Source organism: Streptomyces sp. CRN 30 (genome assembly GCF_034105845.1).
In genome coordinates this window covers 16,986-32,656 of sequence record NZ_JAVRHI010000460.1, presented here as the reverse complement: position 1 = coordinate 32,656, position 15,671 = coordinate 16,986, and the positions used below count along the sequence as shown (strand labels likewise).

General features: G+C 71.4%; 16 protein-coding genes. 13 read left to right on the top strand and 3 right to left on the bottom strand.

All coding sequences use genetic code 11. From position 1 onward, the window contains the following. Nucleotides 1-4 precede the first annotated feature (4 nt). Nucleotides 5-238, top strand: a complete 234-nt coding sequence (gene rpsR / locus UW392_RS52480) for a 30S ribosomal protein S18 (RefSeq protein WP_320782532.1) — start codon at nucleotides 5-7, stop codon at nucleotides 236-238. A gap of 362 nt (nucleotides 239-600) precedes the next feature. Continuing rightward, on the top strand, nucleotides 601-870 hold the full coding sequence (locus UW392_RS52475; RefSeq protein ID WP_320782531.1) for a DUF397 domain-containing protein: 270 nt from the start codon (nucleotides 601-603) through the stop codon (nucleotides 868-870). A 145-nt stretch (nucleotides 871-1,015) separates the two neighbouring features. On the opposite strand, the gene UW392_RS52470 is transcribed toward UW392_RS52475, so the two are convergent. After that, nucleotides 1,016-1,516: an ATP-binding protein gene (locus UW392_RS52470; protein ID WP_320782530.1), complete on the bottom strand. Its 501-nt coding sequence runs from the start codon at nucleotides 1,514-1,516 to the stop codon at nucleotides 1,016-1,018. Nucleotides 1,517-1,915: 399 nt separating this feature from the next. On the opposite strand from UW392_RS52470, the gene UW392_RS52465 reads away from it, so the two are divergent. The 7 genes from UW392_RS52465 (at nucleotide 1,916) to UW392_RS52435 (ending at nucleotide 8,169) form a co-directional block, all read left to right on the top strand. Beyond that, entirely contained in the window at nucleotides 1,916-2,740 is an 825-nt protein-coding gene (locus UW392_RS52465) for a helix-turn-helix transcriptional regulator (RefSeq protein WP_320782559.1), read from the top strand. A gap of 190 nt (nucleotides 2,741-2,930) precedes the next feature. After that, a complete protein-coding gene (locus tag UW392_RS52460) occupies nucleotides 2,931-4,391 on the top strand; it encodes an aldehyde dehydrogenase family protein (protein WP_320782529.1) in 1,461 nt (486 codons plus the stop codon). Between the two features lie 32 nt (nucleotides 4,392-4,423). Further along, nucleotides 4,424-5,065 carry a PadR family transcriptional regulator gene (locus tag UW392_RS52455; RefSeq protein ID WP_320782528.1) on the top strand — a complete coding sequence of 214 codons (642 nt, stop codon included), beginning with the start codon at nucleotides 4,424-4,426 and terminating at the stop codon, nucleotides 5,063-5,065. Between the two features lie 88 nt (nucleotides 5,066-5,153). Next, nucleotides 5,154-6,119, top strand: a complete 966-nt coding sequence (locus UW392_RS52450; protein WP_320782527.1) for an ATP-binding cassette domain-containing protein — start codon at nucleotides 5,154-5,156, stop codon at nucleotides 6,117-6,119. Between the two features lie 29 nt (nucleotides 6,120-6,148). After that, entirely contained in the window at nucleotides 6,149-6,877 is a 729-nt protein-coding gene (locus UW392_RS52445; protein ID WP_320782558.1) for an ABC transporter permease, read from the top strand. A 67-nt stretch (nucleotides 6,878-6,944) separates the two neighbouring features. Further along, nucleotides 6,945-7,112, top strand: a complete 168-nt coding sequence (locus tag UW392_RS52440; protein ID WP_414497553.1) for a TipAS antibiotic-recognition domain-containing protein — start codon at nucleotides 6,945-6,947, stop codon at nucleotides 7,110-7,112. Nucleotides 7,113-7,257: 145 nt separating this feature from the next. Next, the gene (locus UW392_RS52435) at nucleotides 7,258-8,169 is read left to right on the top strand and encodes a DedA family protein (RefSeq protein ID WP_320782526.1); all 912 of its coding nucleotides are present in this window, start codon (nucleotides 7,258-7,260) and stop codon (nucleotides 8,167-8,169) included. A gap of 175 nt (nucleotides 8,170-8,344) precedes the next feature. On the opposite strand, the gene UW392_RS52430 is transcribed toward UW392_RS52435, so the two are convergent. Then, entirely contained in the window at nucleotides 8,345-10,006 is a 1,662-nt protein-coding gene (locus UW392_RS52430; RefSeq protein WP_320782525.1) for a threonine/serine ThrE exporter family protein, read from the bottom strand. Nucleotides 10,007-10,131: 125 nt separating this feature from the next. Beyond that, on the bottom strand, nucleotides 10,132-10,623 hold the full coding sequence (locus UW392_RS52425) for an inorganic diphosphatase (RefSeq protein ID WP_320782557.1): 492 nt from the start codon (nucleotides 10,621-10,623) through the stop codon (nucleotides 10,132-10,134). 79 nt (nucleotides 10,624-10,702) lie between these two features. Between UW392_RS52425 and dacB the strand changes: the two genes are divergently transcribed. The 4 genes from dacB (at nucleotide 10,703) to hpt (ending at nucleotide 15,566) form a co-directional block, all read left to right on the top strand. Next, entirely contained in the window at nucleotides 10,703-12,352 is a 1,650-nt protein-coding gene (gene dacB, locus UW392_RS52420) for a D-alanyl-D-alanine carboxypeptidase/D-alanyl-D-alanine-endopeptidase (RefSeq protein ID WP_320782524.1), read from the top strand. A 77-nt stretch (nucleotides 12,353-12,429) separates the two neighbouring features. Further along, on the top strand, nucleotides 12,430-13,563 hold the full coding sequence (locus tag UW392_RS52415; protein ID WP_320782523.1) for a zinc-dependent metalloprotease: 1,134 nt from the start codon (nucleotides 12,430-12,432) through the stop codon (nucleotides 13,561-13,563). A gap of 194 nt (nucleotides 13,564-13,757) precedes the next feature. Next, the gene (gene tilS, locus UW392_RS52410; protein ID WP_320782522.1) at nucleotides 13,758-14,894 is read left to right on the top strand and encodes a tRNA lysidine(34) synthetase TilS; all 1,137 of its coding nucleotides are present in this window, start codon (nucleotides 13,758-13,760) and stop codon (nucleotides 14,892-14,894) included. 111 nt (nucleotides 14,895-15,005) lie between these two features. Beyond that, entirely contained in the window at nucleotides 15,006-15,566 is a 561-nt protein-coding gene (gene hpt, locus UW392_RS52405; protein ID WP_320782521.1) for a hypoxanthine phosphoribosyltransferase, read from the top strand. Nucleotides 15,567-15,671 lie beyond the last annotated feature (105 nt).

The following is a 15,671-nucleotide window of genomic DNA, read 5'->3' as shown; positions in this document are numbered from 1 at the left end:
CCCGATGCCTCGCAAAAGCGACCGCAAGCCCCTCAAGTCCCGTCCGAACCCTCTGGACCAGGCCAAGGTGACGTACATCGACTACAAGGACACCGATCTGCTGCGGAAGTTCATCTCCGACCGGGGGAAGATCCGCAGCCGCCGGGTCACCCGGGTCACGGCCCAGCAGCAGCGGCAGCTGGCCGCGGCGATCAAGAACGCGCGCGAGATGGCGCTGCTGCCCTACGCGAGCCGCTGAGGAGCCGCTGAGGAGCCGCTGAGCCCGGCCTCTTCACAGCCCTCTTCCGGCCACCTCGCCTTTCCCTCCCGCACCAGGGGTCCGCCTGTTCAGGCGGACCCCTGGTGTAGTTGCATGATCAACACAAGCCGGGGCAGGCGGGGGAACGTGCGGTGGCGGCCCGGCGTCACAGAGGAAGGGGCCCCGGCACGGCCGGGGTCGCCCGTGGCCACCGCGGTCTTCGCGGCTGTAACCGTGTAACCACCCGGCGTGCACGTGCATATGCCCATGCAGGTGCACGTGTAACGGGGTTATGATCCGGGTCAGTTGACCATGGCATCAATGGCCACACCAGCCACCAGTGCGACACCGGGGAGCGGCCTGTGAACCACGACGTGTACGACGTTGACGACGCGTCCGGCGTGTACAACGGCATCGCCGCCACGGATCTGCACGGCGTGGCCTGGCAGAAGAGCCGGCACAGCAACTCGCAGGGATCGTGCGTGGAGTTCGCGCGGCTGCCCGGCGGGGACGTGGCGGTACGCAACTCCCGCTTCCCCGACGGTCCGGCGCTGGTCTACACGCGCGCCGAGATCGAGGCGATGCTGCTGGGCGTCAAGGACGGCGAGTTCGACCACCTGGTCGCGGGCTGACCGATCGGAGGGCGGTGTCCGCGCGGGCGGTGTCCGCGCACCTCACCGCCGGGGCCGGGCAGCCGCCCCCGGTCGCACCCCGTGACCGCCGCATCGCCTGCCGTGACGCGCGTAGACACCGGGCATGTCGAAAAGGCGGGGCGGTCTACACGACGGGCGGGTCCGCCAGGCGGAACAGGGCCCAGACGACCTTGCCGGGCACCGTGCCGGTCAGCGGGTACCAGCCCCAGCCGTCGCTGAAGGACTCGACCAGGAACAGACCGCGGCCCGACTCGGCCGCGAAGTCCTCGCCGGTGCGGGCCACCGGGCTGTCGTCGCTGGGGTCGCGCACCGCGCACACCAGCCGCCCGGTCCAGCGCATCAGGTGCAGCCGTACCGCGCCGTGCAGGGCGGCCGCGCGGGCGGCGTCCGCCGGGCAGGCGGCGTCGGCCGGCAGCGCGTGCCGCAGGGCGTTGGTGACGAGTTCGGAGACGACCAGGCAGATGTCGTCGTAGCGGTCGCCGGTGTCCCAGTCGTCGAGCGTCCCGCGCGTGAAGCTCCGCGCGTCGCGCACCGCTTCGAAGCGCGGCGGCAGGATGCAGGAGGCCGCGTTCGAGACGCGGGCGGGATCGAGCGGCGGAGGGCCCTGCCGTAACGGCTTGAGCATGGTCGATCCATTCGTCCCCATGCGAGGCACTCCCGGGAATTCGCGGTCGTAGCGATGCGGCGATGCGGCGATGCAGCGTTGCGGCGCGGGTGATGCGGTGGTGCGGCACCATGGTTTCGGAAGCGCAGGGCAGATGCAAGGGCAGATGCACGTGCACGTGACCGAATTGGACCTGCCCGTACCGCTTGTTGGCCAAATTTTCCGCCATCTTCACCTCTCCGCCCGGGTGTCGTGTCAGCGAGTCTTGCCGTGTCCTGTGCGTTTTCTTTGGCTGAACTCCGTTTCCGTAACCGGACGAGTACTGCTCGAAGTGTTTTAGTGGCAGACTTCGGCCTCTGAAGACGGTTGGGGAGGCTGGCGAACGTGAGCGCGGGAGAGCCCGGATCGGTGGTGCGGCGCATGCTGCTCGGATCACAACTCAGGCGACTGCGTGAGGCCCGGGGGATCACGCGCGAGGCGGCGGGATACTCGATCCGCGCCTCCGAATCCAAGATCAGCCGTATGGAGCTGGGCCGGGTGAGCTTCAAGACGCGTGACGTGGACGACCTGTTGACGCTGTACGGCATCACCGACGAGCAGGAGCGCGCCTCCCTGCTGTCGCTGGCCCGGGAGGCCAACGTCGCGGGCTGGTGGCACAGTTACTCGGACGTGCTGCCCAGCTGGTTCCCCACTTATGTGGGCCTGGAGGGCGCCGCCTCCCTCATCCGCGTGTACGAGGTGCAGTTCGTGCACGGGCTGCTGCAGACCCCGGAGTACGCCCGCGCGGTGGTGCGCCGCGGCATGCGAGAGGCGAGCGAGGCGGATGTCGAGCGCCGGGTGACCCTGCGCCTGGAGCGCCAGAAGTACCTGGTGGCCGAGAACGCACCCCAGTTCCACATCGTCCTGGACGAGGCCGCGCTGCGCCGCCCCTACGGTGACCGCGAGGTGATGCGCGGCCAGCTCCAGCACCTGATCGACATGTCCGAGCGGCCCAACATCCGGCTGCGGGTCATGCCGTTCGGCCTCGGCGGGCACTCGGGCGAGTCCGGCGCGTTCACGCTGCTCAGTTTCCCCGAGTCCGACCTCTCGGACGTCGTCTACCTGGAGCAGCTCACCAGCGCCCTCTACCTGGACAAACCCGAGGACGTCGCCCAGTACGAGAAGGCGCTCGCCGAACTGGAGCAGGACAGCCCGGGACCGGACGAGAGCCGCGACCTGCTCCGGGGCCTCCTCAGGCACTCCTGACGGGTTCCGTTTCCCGGTCCCGCAAGGGCATTACCGGACCTCGTGGCCTGGTCTCACGCGGGCATCACCTGACTCGTACTGAACTTCCCCAACTTCCTTAACCCGTCAGTACGATGAGGTGTGGACGGACCGTGAAGGCCGGTCGGCCGTCGACTTCGTCCGGCCCGGCAGCAAGGGATTGAGGGATCACATGTCGTCGTACTTCACCGACCTGGCACTGCAGTACATCGACGGCGAGTGGCGTCCCGGTTCCGGTTCCTGGGACATCATCGACTTCAATCCCTACGACGACACGAAGCTCGCCTCGATCACGATAGCCACCGTCGACGAGATCGACACGGCCTACCGGGCCGCCGAGCGGGCGCAGAAGGGGTGGGCGGCGACCAGCCCCTACGCGCGTCGCGCGGTCTTCGAGAAGGCGCTGCGCCTGGTCGAGGAGCGCGAGGCCGACATCACCGAGGCGATCATCGCCGAGCTGGGCGGCACCCGGACGAAGGCCGCCTTCGAGCTGCACCTCGCCAAGGAGTTCCTGCGCGAGGCCGTCCACCTGGCGCTCCGCCCCGAGGGCCGGATCCTGCCCTCGCCGGGCGAGGGCAAGGAGAACCGCGTCTACCGCGTCCCGGTCGGCGTCGTGGGCGTCATCAGCCCCTTCAACTTCCCGCTGCTGCTCTCCCTCAAGTCCGTCGCCCCGGCGCTCGCGCTCGGCAACGGCGTCGTCCTCAAGCCGCACCAGAACACCCCGATCGTCGGCGGCACCCTGGTCGCCAAGATCTTCGAGGACGCGGGCCTCCCCGGCGGCCTGCTCAACGTCGTCGTCACCGACATCGCGGAGATCGGCGACGCCTTCCTTGAGCACCCGGTGCCGAAGGTCATCTCCTTCACCGGCTCCGACGCGGTCGGCCGCCACGTCGGCACCGTCTGCGCCGCGAACTTCAAGCGTTCGGTCCTCGAACTCGGCGGCAACAGCGCGCTGGTGGTCCTCGACGACGCCGACGTCGACTACGCGGTCGACGCGGCCGTCTTCAGCCGCTACGTCCATCAGGGCCAGGTCTGCATGGCCGCCAACCGCGTCCTCGTCGACCGCGCGGTGGCCGGGGAGTTCACCGAGAAGTTCGTCGCCAAGGTGCGCACCCTCAAGGCGGGCGACCCGGCCGACGCGGACACCGTCATCGGCCCGCTGATCAACTCCCGGCAGGCCGACGCGGTCGCGGGCGTCGTCGAGCAGGCGCTCGCCGAGGGGGCGACGGCCCTGGTGCGGGGCGGACGGACGCAGAACCTGGTCGAGCCGTCCGTGCTCACCGACGTACCCGCCGGCTCGGCCCTGCTCCGGCAGGAGATCTTCGGCCCGGTCGCCCTGCTCGTCCCCTTCGACGGCGAGGAGGAGGCGGTCCGCCTGGTCGACGACACCCCGTACGGACTCAGCGGCGCCGTGCACACCGGCGACGTGGAGCGCGGGGTGGCCTTCGCCAAGCGCGTCGAGACCGGCATGTTCCACGTGAACGACGGCACCGTGCACGACGAGCCGATCGTCCCCTTCGGCGGCGAGAAGCACTCCGGTCTCGGCCGGCTCAACGGCGAGACGATGCTGGACTCCTTCACCACCCAGAAGTGGATCTCGGTGCAGCACGGGCGCAGCCGCTTCCCCTTCTGACCCTCACCGGCCCGCGGACTAACCTGGACCGCATGTCAGTGATCCGTCTCCTCGTGCTCGGCGCGGTCCGCCAGCACGGGCGGGCCCACGGCTACCAGGTGCGCAACGACCTGGAGTACTGGGGCGCGCACGAGTGGTCCAACGCCAAGCCCGGCTCGATCTACCACGCCCTCAAGCAGATGGCGAAGCAGGGACTGCTGCACGAGCACGAGACGGCGCCGTCCACCGCGGGCGGCCCGCCGCGCACGGAGTACGAGATCACCGAGCGGGGCACGGAGGAGTACTTCGCGCTGCTGCGGCAGTCCCTCACGGCCTACGACCAGAAGCCGGACGTGCTCTCCGCGGGCCTGGGACTCATGGTCGACCTGCCCCGCGCGGAGGTCCTGGAACTGCTCCGGGAGCGGATCGGCGCCATCGAGGCCTGGCGCAGGTCCGTCACCGAGTACTACACGCCGGAGGGCGGCCCGGAGCAGCTTGGCCACATCGGCGAGATCATGAATCTGTGGGTGCACTCGGCCGACACCGGCGCCCGCTGGACCCGGGAACTCGTCGAACGGGTCCGCGGCGGCGCGTACACCTTCGCCGGCGAGGGCGAGCCGTTCGTCGGCGTCCTCGGCGAGGGCGAGGCGAACCCGTACGCGACGGGGGAGAGGCACCCGGAGGACGCCCACTGATCAAGTGGGGCCTCATCAAGTTTGACCAATGCGACCGCGGGGGATACCTTGCGAGCAGCTAGTCAAAGTTGACTAATGAGGGGGGCCGATGGACCGACCGGCGATCGTCGTCGAAGGACTGCGCAAGGAGTACGGACGGAAAAACCCGAAACGCGCACTGGACGGGCTGTGCCTGACCGCCGCGCGGGGCACGGTGCACGCGGTGCTCGGTCCCAACGGCGCGGGCAAGACCACCCTGGTCCGCGTCCTGGCCACACTGCTGCGGCCCGACGCGGGCCGGGCCGAGGTCGCGGGCCGCGACGTCGCCACCGAGGCGTACGAGGTGCGGCTCCGCATCGGCCTGCTCGGCCAGCACGCGGCCCTGGACGAGCAACTGGACGGACGGCAGAACCTGGAGATGTTCGGCCGCCTGCATCATCTGGGCGCGGCGCGGGCACGCGCGCGTGCCCGCGAACTTCTGGACCGCTTCGAGCTGTCCGGAACCGGCGCCAAGGCGGTCAGCGCCTACAGCGGCGGCATGCGCCGCCGGCTCGATCTCGCCACCTCGCTGATCACCGACCCCGAGGTGCTCTTCCTGGACGAGCCGACCACCGGCCTCGACCCCCGGGGCCGCGCCGAGGTGTGGCGCTCGGTCCGCTCCCTGGTCGAGGGCGGTACGACGGTGCTGCTCACCATCCAGTACCTGGAGGAGGCCGACCAGCTCGCCGACCGCGTCTGCATCGTGGACGCCGGCCGGGCCGTCGCCGACGGCACCCCCGACGAGCTGAAGGCGGCCCTCGGCGGCGACCGCGTCGACATCGTCCTGCGCGACGCCGCGCGGCTCGGCGACGCCGCCGCCCTGCTGCCGCTCACCGGCGTCCGCACCGACCCCGACCGGCGGCTGCTCAGCGCCCCCGTCACCGACCGGACGGCGGCGCTCACCGACGTCGTACGGGCACTCGCCGAGGCCGGCATCGAAGCGGAGGACGTGGCGCTGCGCCGTCCCACCCTGGACGAGGTCTTCCTGCACCTGACCGACCGCCCTCCGACCGACCGCGCGAAGGAGACCGTGTGAGCACCCACGCACTGACCGACTCCTGGACCATGACCCGCCGCGAACTGGCCCACTGGGCGCGGCAGCCCGTCCCGGTCGCGGTCAACCTGCTGTTCCCCGTCATGCTGCTGCTGATGTTCGGCTACCTGGTCGGTGGCGGCCGGGGCGTCGCGGGCGACTACGTCGACTACCTCGTGCCCGGCATGCTGGCGCTCACCATGGCCTTCGGCCTGGAGAGCACGATGATCGCCGTCACCTCCGACCTCGACAAGGGCGTCGTCGACCGGTTCCGTTCCCTGCCCATGGCCGACGGAGCGGTCCTCGTGGGCCGCGCGGCGGCCGACATGCTCCAGTCGGGGGCGGGCCTGGCCGTGCTGATCGCCGTCGGGCACGCGCTCGGCTGGCGGACCTCCGGCGGCCCCGGCGCCTTCCTCGGCGCCGTCGGCCTGCTCCTGCTCTTCCGCTTCGCGATGCTGTGGATCGGCATTTACCTGGCCCTGGTCGCCGGGAAGCCGGAGCTGGTCACGTCGGTGCAGATCCTGGTCTGGCCCGTCGGCTTCCTCTCCAACGCCTTCGCCGACCCCGCCACCATGCCCGGCTGGATGGGCACGGCCGTCCAGTGGAACCCGATGTCCCACACCGCCACCGCCGTACGCGACCTCTTCGGCGGTCCCGGCGGCGAATCGGGGCACGTCGCGGCGGCCGTCCTCTGGCCGCTGGCGCTGCTGTCGGTGTTCGCCCCGCTCGCGGTGGCCAGGTTCCGGCGGCTCAGCCGCTGACAGGCTCGGACCTCACGCCACGTCCTGCACCTCGCAGGCCGACTGGAACGAGCGCTACGGCGCGCTCATGGAGGCCGGCGAGCCCCCGTCCGGCGAGGCCGCCATGGCCCTGGCGGAGGAACACCGGCAGCAGATCACCGGCTGGTTCTACGACTGCCCGTACGCCATGCATGTCTGCCTCGCCGAGCACCTCGCGCGGGCGATCACCGCGAACGCGGCCCGGCACACGGGCTGATCCGGCACCTCACAGCTCGGTCCGAGGGAGACCACAGTTCATCCTGGCCCCATCGGTGGAACCTGGGGCATGCACAAGGCGTTGATAGCTTTGTGCGGCCGTACTTCATCGCCTCACCACCTTCATCCCACAGGAGCCCGGAACCGTGACGACGCTTGCCCTCGGCCCGAGCTGGCTGGATCCGAACTATCTCCTCGACACGTTCGGCATCTGGGGCCTGCTGCTCATCGTCTTCGCCGAGTCCGGCCTGCTCATCGGCTTCTTCCTGCCGGGTGACTCGCTGCTGTTCACTGCCGGTCTGCTGATCACCTCCGGCCAGCTCGACTTCCCCCTGTGGGCGGCGATCGCGCTGATCTGCCTCGCCGCGATCCTGGGCGACCAGGCCGGCTACATGTTCGGCAAGAAGGTGGGCCCGTCCCTCTTCAAGCGCCCCGACTCCCGCCTCTTCAAGCAGGAGAACGTCACCAAGGCCCACGAGTTCTTCGAGAAGTACGGCCCGAAGTCCCTGGTCCTGGCCCGCTTCGTGCCCATCGTGCGCACGTTCACGCCGATCATCGCGGGCGTCAGCGGCATGAAGTACCGCTCGTTCCTGACGTTCAACGTCATCGGCGGCGTCCTGTGGGGCGCGGGCGTGACCCTGCTCGGCTCCTGGCTCGGCGGCATCGACTTCGTCAAGGAGAACATCGAGGCGATCCTCATCCTGATCGTCCTGGTCTCCGTGGTCCCGATCGCGATCGAGTTCCTCCGCGCCCGCTCGAAGAACAAGAAGAACCCGCAGGAGCCGGCCCGCCCCGAACCGCGGCAGCCGCAGCAGCCGTACCAGCAGCAGTACCAGCAGCCCATGGACGACGCCACGACCCAGCTCCGCCGCGTCGACCCGGAGCCGCAGCAGCAGCCGCAGCAGCAGCCTTACGAGCAGCAGCAGCAGCAGCCGTACGGCGACCAGTACTACCCCCAGCAGCAACAGCAGCAGCCGTACCCGCAGCAGCAGTACCCCCAGCAGCAGTACCCGCAGGGCTACGGCCAGCAGCAGAACCCGTACAACCAGGGTTACTGAACCGCCCCGAAGGGGGCGCGGGGAACTGCGCGCCGAGCCACGACGCACCCGCACCCGCGGACAGACAGCACCCCGTGCCCCTCGGGCGCCCTGCCCCTAGGGCCCCGTGCCCCTCGGGCGCCCTCCCCCTCCCGGGGCGTCCTGCCCCTCGGGCGCTCTGGAACCCGAACCGGTTCTAGAACCCTCGCGTCCGCTTCGCGGCCCGCCGCCCCGCCGCGCTCGCCCCGCCCGGCATCCGCAGGAACAGCCGCGAGATCTCCGACCCGAGGTTCACCCCGATGGCGATCGCCATCGCCAGCGCCACCGCCTTGGACAGCGACACCAGTCCCCGGTCCACCTCGCTCTGCGCGATCGCCAGCAGACCGAAGTACGTCGCGGAACCCGGCAGCAGCGGACCGATCGCCGCAGTCGTGTACGGCAGCGCGGACGCGAACCGGTACCGGGACATCAGCTGCCCGAACAGCCCCACCAGCCCCGCCGCGGCGGCCGTGGAGGCCACCGGCGAGATGTCGCCCGCGTAGTGCATCGCCCCGTACACGCACCACGCGACACCCCCGTTGAGGGTCACGGCCAGCACGGTGGATCGTTCCTGCTGGAGCAGGATCGCGAAGGCCAGGGACAGCAGCATCGACGCGATGATCGCGACCACCGGCTGGCCACCCGTGCCCAGCGCGGTGTCCGGGTTGAGCTTGGCGCCGAGCTGCACGCCGAAGTACAGCACCACCAGCACCCCGGCGACGATGCTGACGAAGAAGTACAGGACCTCCAGGAGCCGCGCGGCGGCGGTGATGTAGAAGCCGGTCAGACCGTCCTGCACACCGGCGACAAGGGCCCGCCCCGGCAGCAGCGCGAACAGCCCACCGGTGATCACCGCGGACGCCTTCACGTCGACGTGTGCCAGCGTCAGCGCGATGCCGATCGCCGCCGGCGGCATCGCGGCCACCGCGAACTGGTAGAACTCCGGCAGCCCGCGCCCGGCGCAGTACCAGGCGAGCCGGTCGCCGAGCATCGCGCCGATCAGCGCCGCGACGAAGACGATCAGGTCACCGCCGACGAGCAGCGAGGCCGCGCCCGCGAGCAGTCCGCTCGCCGAGGTCAGCACCCAGGTCGGGTAGGGGTGGCGGTTGCGGCGGATCTCCGCGAGGCGCCGGTAGGCCTCCTCAAGGGAGATCTGCGTGTCCGGGTCGCTGAGGTCGTCCACCAGCTGGAAGACGGCCGCGAGCCGGGTGTAGTCGGTACCCCGGCGGCGCACCGTGCGCGACGCCGTCACCGGGTCCTCCACCAGCGACGGCTGGTGCGAGATCGACAACAGGGTGAACGTGACGTTCGGCTCGCAGCGGTCCAGGCCGTAGGAGCGGCAGACCGCGAACATCGCGGCCTCCACGTCCTCGGCGCCCTCGCCGCCCGCCAGGAGCAGCTCGCCGATGCGCAGCGTCAGGTCGAGCACGCGCGGTACGGCCGGACCGGTCTCGTCGTCGTGCCGCTGCGGCGTCTCCGGCGCGGGCCGCTCGGCCACCGGCATGCGCAGCATCGTGCGCATCCGGTCCTGCCAGGGGGCGTCCTTGACGAGGTTGACCGCCGCTACGCCGGCCGGCGGGGTGAAGGCGGACTGGGCGTGCGGCGCGCTGTACCCGCGCGGAGTGCTGAACGCCGACCCCTCGGGCTCCGCCGCCGGGGCCTGCGGGACGTCCAGTCCGTCCGGCAGGGCGAACTCCGACGTCGTCTCGGACTCGCTCTCGGTCCGGGGGACGGTCAGCCCCTGCGGCAGGGCGAACTCCGACGTCGTCGACGCCTCACCGTCGCCCGGTGCCGCGACCCGCTCCTCCGTGTCCCTCACGTGCTCAAAGCTCCCTACGACCACATCCTCCAGTAGCCCTCAGTATGGGCACACAAACACGAACGGGCCGCACGCGGATGCGTACGGCCCATCGTGTAACACGAGCCCCGGTGGACTCAGGGGGCTCAGTGGCCGCCGTGCTCCTTGGCGCGCTTGTAGGAGCGCTCGATCTCGGCCTCGGCGTCCGTACGGCCCACCCAGTTGGCGCCCTCGACGGACTTGCCGGGCTCCAGGTCCTTGTAGACCTCGAAGAAGTGCTGGATCTCCAGGCGGTCGAACTCCGAGACGTGGTGGATGTCGCGCAGGTGCTCCACGCGCGGGTCCGTCGCCGGGACGCACAGCAGCTTGTCGTCGCCGCCGGCCTCGTCCGTCATCCGGAACATGCCGATCGCGCGGCAGCGGATCAGGCAGCCCGGGAAGGTCGGCTCGTCGAGGATGACCAGCGCGTCCAGCGGGTCACCGTCCTCGCCGAGGGTGTTCTCGACGAAGCCGTAGTCGGTCGGGTAGGCGGTCGAGGTGAAAAGGCGGCGGTCCAGGCGGATACGACCGGTCTCGTGGTCCACCTCGTACTTGTTCCGCGAACCCTTCGGGATCTCGATCGTGACGTCGAACTCCACCGGACGCTCCTCCATGATCAGCACATAGTTCTGGTGATTAAGTGTCCCTCACGCAGGTGTGTGATCGCGAAAGGGGCTGGTGGTCGTGGTGGAGGAGAGGCCGTGGCGGTCCGTGCGGCCGCGTCTCGCGCGGGCCGCGGGCGCCGTACGCCCCCGTCTCGCACGCGCCACGGACGCCCTGCGTCCGCCGCTCGTACGGGCCGCCGAGGCCGTGCGGCCACGGCTGTCCGGAGCCGCGCGGGCCGCCGGACCGCGGGTCGCACGGTTCGCTCGGGCCGCCTCGCCCCACCTCGCCCGGATCACCGGGCCGAAGACCTGGCAGTACACCGCGGGTGCCGCGACCGCCGGACTGGCCCTCACCGTCGGCGTGGTGACCGCGGCGGGCCCCTGGGACTCCACGGGCCAGCGTACGGCCGAGCGTGACCGGGCCGTCGCCCAGCGGCACACGGGTGGCGCAGATCACGGTACGGAGTCCGGGACCGCCGGAGCGCCCCGGCCCGCCCCCAGCGCCGGGTCCGTCCTGGCCGGCCTCGACACCGCCCCGGACAGCGGCCGGAGCACGACCGGCCTCGCCGGCGTACTGGACCCCCTGCTCGACGACGCCTCGCTCGGCGACCGCCACGCGGCCTCCGTCGTCGACCTCACCACCGGGAAGCGTCTCTACGGCACCGGCGTCGGCGCCGCCTTCACCCCCGCCTCCACCACCAAGATCGCCACCGCGGTCGCCGCCCTCTCCGCCCTCGGCCCCGACCACCGCCTCACCACCCGGACCGCCTACGAAGGCGACACCGGCGAACTCGTCCTGGTCGGCGGCGGCGACCCCACCCTCACCGCGGGCAAGGGCCTCAAGGGCTCGGCCGACCTGCGCACCCTCGCCGCGAAGACCGCGAAAGCGCTGAAGAAGAACCATGTGCGCGAGGTGACGCTGTCCTACGACACGACGCTCTACGCCGGCTCCGGAAAACACCCGATCGGGGTCAACGACAACCTCGCCGACATCACCGCCCTCATGGTGGACGAGGCCCGCACGGACGGCTCCTCCAGCGGCCCCGCCCCGCGCGAGAGCGACCCCGCGGCCGCCGCCGCCCGCACCTTCGCCGCACTCCTGGAGAAGCGGGGCATCGAGACCACCCCGCCCGGCCCCTCCAAGGCGACCGGCCGCGCCGACACCCTCGCCACCGTCTCCTCCCCGCCGCTGTCCTCCCTGGTCGAGCGGATGCTCACCAACAGCGACAACGACCTCGCCGAGGCCCTCGCCCGGCACACCGCCGTGGCGAGCGGGAAGCGCGCCGACTTCAAGGGCGCGGGGGCCGCCGTCACCGCACGCCTGAAGAAACTCGGCCTCACCGTCAAGGGCGCCGACTTCCACGACGGCAGCGGACTGGACCGCGCCGACCGGCTCACCGCCGACCTCCTCACCGACCTGCTGGTGACCGCCGCCGACCCCGACCACCCGGAACTGCGCTCCGTCCTCACCGGGCTCCCCGTCGCCGGGTTCACCGGAACGCTCAGCAGCCGCTACGCCGACGACACCGACGGCGCCGCCGGCCTCGTACGCGCCAAGACCGGCACGCTGACCGGCGTCAACACCCTGGCCGGCACGGTCGTCACCCGCGACGGCGGGCTGCTGGGCTTCGCCTTCCTCGCCGACGGCACCACCGACCCGCAGGCCGCCCAGTCGGCGCTGGACGCGATGGCGAGCGCGCTCGCGGACTGCGGCTGCCACTGACGCCCCACCGGCACCCGCGTCCTCCCGGCGCCCCGCACGGCCTGCCCCCGGCGGCGGCGCTCACGTACGGTTGACGCATGACGAGCATCGGTGGTGCCGCATCTTCCGGGATGGTCGACTGGAACCTCGCGGTGGCGACCGCGACCCGACTGGTCCGGCCGGGCCCCGAGGTGAGCCGCGACGAGGCCCGCGCCGTCGTCGCGGAACTCCGACGGCATGCCAAGGCCTCCGAGGAGCACGTCCGCGGCTTCACCCGGATGGTCTCCGAGGGGGCCGCCGACACCCCCGTCCTCGTCGTCGACCGCCCCGGCTGGGTCCGGGCCAACGTCGCGGGCTTCCGCGAGCTGCTCAAACCGCTCCTGGACAAGATGCAGGAACGGCGCGGCTCCACCCCCGGCGGCGCGGTCCTCGGCGCGGTCGGCGGCAAGGTCACCGGCGTGGAACTGGGCATGCTGCTGTCGTTCCTCTCCTCCCGCGTCCTCGGCCAGTACGAGACCTTCGCCCCCGCCACCCGCGAGCTGCCCGCCGGGGCCGACGGCGGCGGCCGGCTGCTGCTCGTCGCGCCGAACATCGTCCACGTGGAGCGCGAACTCGACGTCGAGCCGCACGACTTCCGCCTCTGGGTCTGCCTGCACGAGGAGACCCACCGCACGCAGTTCACGGCCGTGCCCTGGCTCCGGGACCACCTGGAGGGCGAGATCCAGTCGTTCCTCGGCGAGACCGAGGTCGACCCCATGACCGTCCTTGAGCGCATCCGCGAAGCCGCCCAGACCCTCGCCGGCGGACGTCCCGAGGGCGAGGAGGACGACGGCGGCCGGTCCCTGGTGGAGCTGGTGCAGACCCCCGCCCAGCGGGAGATCCTCGGCCGCCTCACCGCCGTGATGTCCCTGCTGGAGGGCCACGCCGACTTCGTCATGGACGGTGTCGGACCCGAGGTCGTGCCGAGCGTGGGGGAGATCCGGGAGAAGTTCCAGCAGCGCCGCGCCAAGGGCGCCTCCCGCCTCGACCTGGCGCTGCGCAGGCTCCTCGGCCTCGACGCCAAGCTCCGGCAGTACCGCGACGGCGAGCGCTTCGTCCGCGCGGTCGTCGACGAGGTCGGCATGGACGGCTTCAACCGCGTGTGGACCTCGCCCAACACCCTCCCCACCAAGACGGAGATCGCCAAACCGGCGGACTGGATCGCACGGGTGCACCGCACGTCCGAGTCGTGAAGCGGAGGGAGGGGGCGCACGAGGGAATCGGACGGCGGCAGACCAACGCCCCTTCAATCACCCGTCCGAGGGACCGTGAGCCCCCGGCAGGCGTGCGATGCTCGGGGAACGGCCTGTTTCTGTCACCATCTACACACTCTGTGTGACCGGAACACGAGTACCCCCCCCCGAAAACTTCATGAAGGGCACCGGACATGGGTCCCCATCCTGCGGTCGCGGCGATACGCCTGGCGGTCCGCCGCGTCCTCCACGACATCCTCACCGAACACAACGACGAGCACGAGCCCCGAGAGCACCGAGGGGCCGCGCGCACCGCGCCCGTGGCGCTCCCGCACCCCGTCGCGCACGGCTCCGTCCACGACTCCCCGCGCGATCCCGCGCACCACCCGGCACGCCCCCCGGCGACCGGGCGACCGTCCGCCCCGCTCGTGCTCGTGGCGTGCTCCGGCGGCGCCGACTCCATGGCACTCGCCTCCGCCGTCGCCTTCGAGGCCCCCCGGCTCGGCCTCCGCGCCGGCGGCGTCACCGTCGACCACGGCCTCCAGCCCGGCTCCGACCTGCGCGCCGAGGAGGTCGTCCTGCGCCTGCGCGCGCTCGGCCTCGACCCGGTGGAGTCCGCCACCGTGACCGTCGGCCGCGAGGGCGGCCCCGAGGCCGCCGCCCGCGACGCGCGCTACGACGCCCTGGACGCCGCCGCCGAGCGCCACGGCGCCACCGCCGTCCTCCTCGGCCACACCCGCGACGACCAGGCCGAGACGGTCCTCCTCGGTCTCGCCCGCGGCTCCGGCATCCGCTCCCTGTCGGGCATGGCCGCGGTCTCGGGGGCCGGCGGCCGTTACCGGCGGCCGTTCCTCCAGCTCGACCGGCAGACCGCCCGCAAGGCCTGTATGGCCCAGTCGCTGCCGGTCTGGGACGACCCGCACAACACCGACCCCGCCTACACCCGCTCCCGGCTGCGCCACGAGGGCCTGCCCGCCCTGGAGAAGGCCCTCGGCAAGGGCGTCGTCGAGGCACTCGCCCGTACGGCCCAGCTCTCCCGCGACGACGCCGACGCCCTCGACGGCTGGGCCCGGCAGGCCGAGGCGGGCGTCCGTGACGCCGCGGGCCTGCTGGAGTGCAGCAAGCTCTACGCCCTGCCGCCCGCCGTGCGCCGCAGAATTCTGCGCCGGGCCGCCATCGAGGCGGGCGCCCCGGCCGGCTCGCTCTTCGCCCGGCACATCGAGGAGATCGACAAGCTGATCACCGGCTGGCGCGGCCAGGGAGCCATCAACCTCCCCGGCAAGGTCGTCGCCCAGCGGCAGGGTGGCAGACTGGTGATTCGGCAAGGCTGAATCCGGGCCCCGAGAAGGACCGCTGACGCGGAACCCGTGTGGGCGGTCCGGCGGCGGTCCGGCCCGGCCGCGGGCCGTCTGAGCCGTCTAAATGGGGTACGACCGAAAGTGATGCGGGTGGACGCGAACGACATGGGTGCCGACCTTGAGCGGGTACTCATCACCAAGGAAGAGATCGACGCCAAGCTGGTCGAGCTGGCCGCGAAGATCGACGCTGAGTACGCGGGCAAGGACCTGCTGATCGTCGGTGTCCTCAAGGGCGCGGTGATGGTCATGGCCGACCTCGCCAGGGCGCTGGCCTCCCCGGTCACCATGGACTGGATGGCCGTGTCCTCCTACGGCGCGGGCACCCAGTCCTCCGGGGTGGTGCGGATCCTCAAGGACCTCGACACCGACATCAAGGGCCGCCACGTACTGATCGTCGAGGACATCATCGACTCCGGCCTGACGCTGTCCTGGCTGCTGTCGAACCTCGGCTCGCGCGAGCCCGCCTCGCTGAAGGTGTGCACGCTGCTGCGCAAGCCCGACGCCGCCAAGGTCGCCATCGACGTGGAGTGGGTCGGCTTCGACATCCCCAACGAGTTCGTCGTCGGCTACGGCCTGGACTACGCCGAGAAGTACCGGAACCTGCCGTTCGTCGGTACGCTCGCGCCTCACGTCTACGGTGGCTGACACGCCCTCGTAGGGCGGAGCGGGAACCCCGGCGGCCCCCGCGCCGTTGGACATGCAGACGGGGATGCCAGCCGTCCCGTGCGGCTGCGGGCCACCAAGCTGGGG

Excerpts from the sequence above, each read along its gene's own strand:
- rpsR (WP_320782532.1), top strand. The coding sequence starts at position 5 with ATGCCTCGCAAAAGCGACCGCAAGCCCCTCAAGTCCCGTCCGAACCCT.
- UW392_RS52470 (WP_320782530.1), bottom strand. The coding sequence starts at position 1,516 with ATGCTCAAGCCGTTACGGCAGGGCCCTCCGCCGCTCGATCCCGCCCGC.
- UW392_RS52465 (WP_320782559.1), top strand. The coding sequence starts at position 1,916 with ATGCTGCTCGGATCACAACTCAGGCGACTGCGTGAGGCCCGGGGGATC.
- UW392_RS52460 (WP_320782529.1), top strand. The coding sequence starts at position 2,931 with ATGTCGTCGTACTTCACCGACCTGGCACTGCAGTACATCGACGGCGAG.
- UW392_RS52455 (WP_320782528.1), top strand. The coding sequence starts at position 4,424 with ATGTCAGTGATCCGTCTCCTCGTGCTCGGCGCGGTCCGCCAGCACGGG.
- UW392_RS52450 (WP_320782527.1), top strand. The coding sequence starts at position 5,154 with ATGGACCGACCGGCGATCGTCGTCGAAGGACTGCGCAAGGAGTACGGA.
- UW392_RS52445 (WP_320782558.1), top strand. The coding sequence starts at position 6,149 with ATGACCCGCCGCGAACTGGCCCACTGGGCGCGGCAGCCCGTCCCGGTC.
- UW392_RS52440 (WP_414497553.1), top strand. The coding sequence starts at position 6,945 with ATGGAGGCCGGCGAGCCCCCGTCCGGCGAGGCCGCCATGGCCCTGGCG.
- UW392_RS52415 (WP_320782523.1), top strand. The coding sequence starts at position 12,430 with ATGACGAGCATCGGTGGTGCCGCATCTTCCGGGATGGTCGACTGGAAC.
- tilS (WP_320782522.1), top strand. The coding sequence starts at position 13,758 with ATGGGTCCCCATCCTGCGGTCGCGGCGATACGCCTGGCGGTCCGCCGC.
- hpt (WP_320782521.1), top strand. The coding sequence starts at position 15,006 with ATGCGGGTGGACGCGAACGACATGGGTGCCGACCTTGAGCGGGTACTC.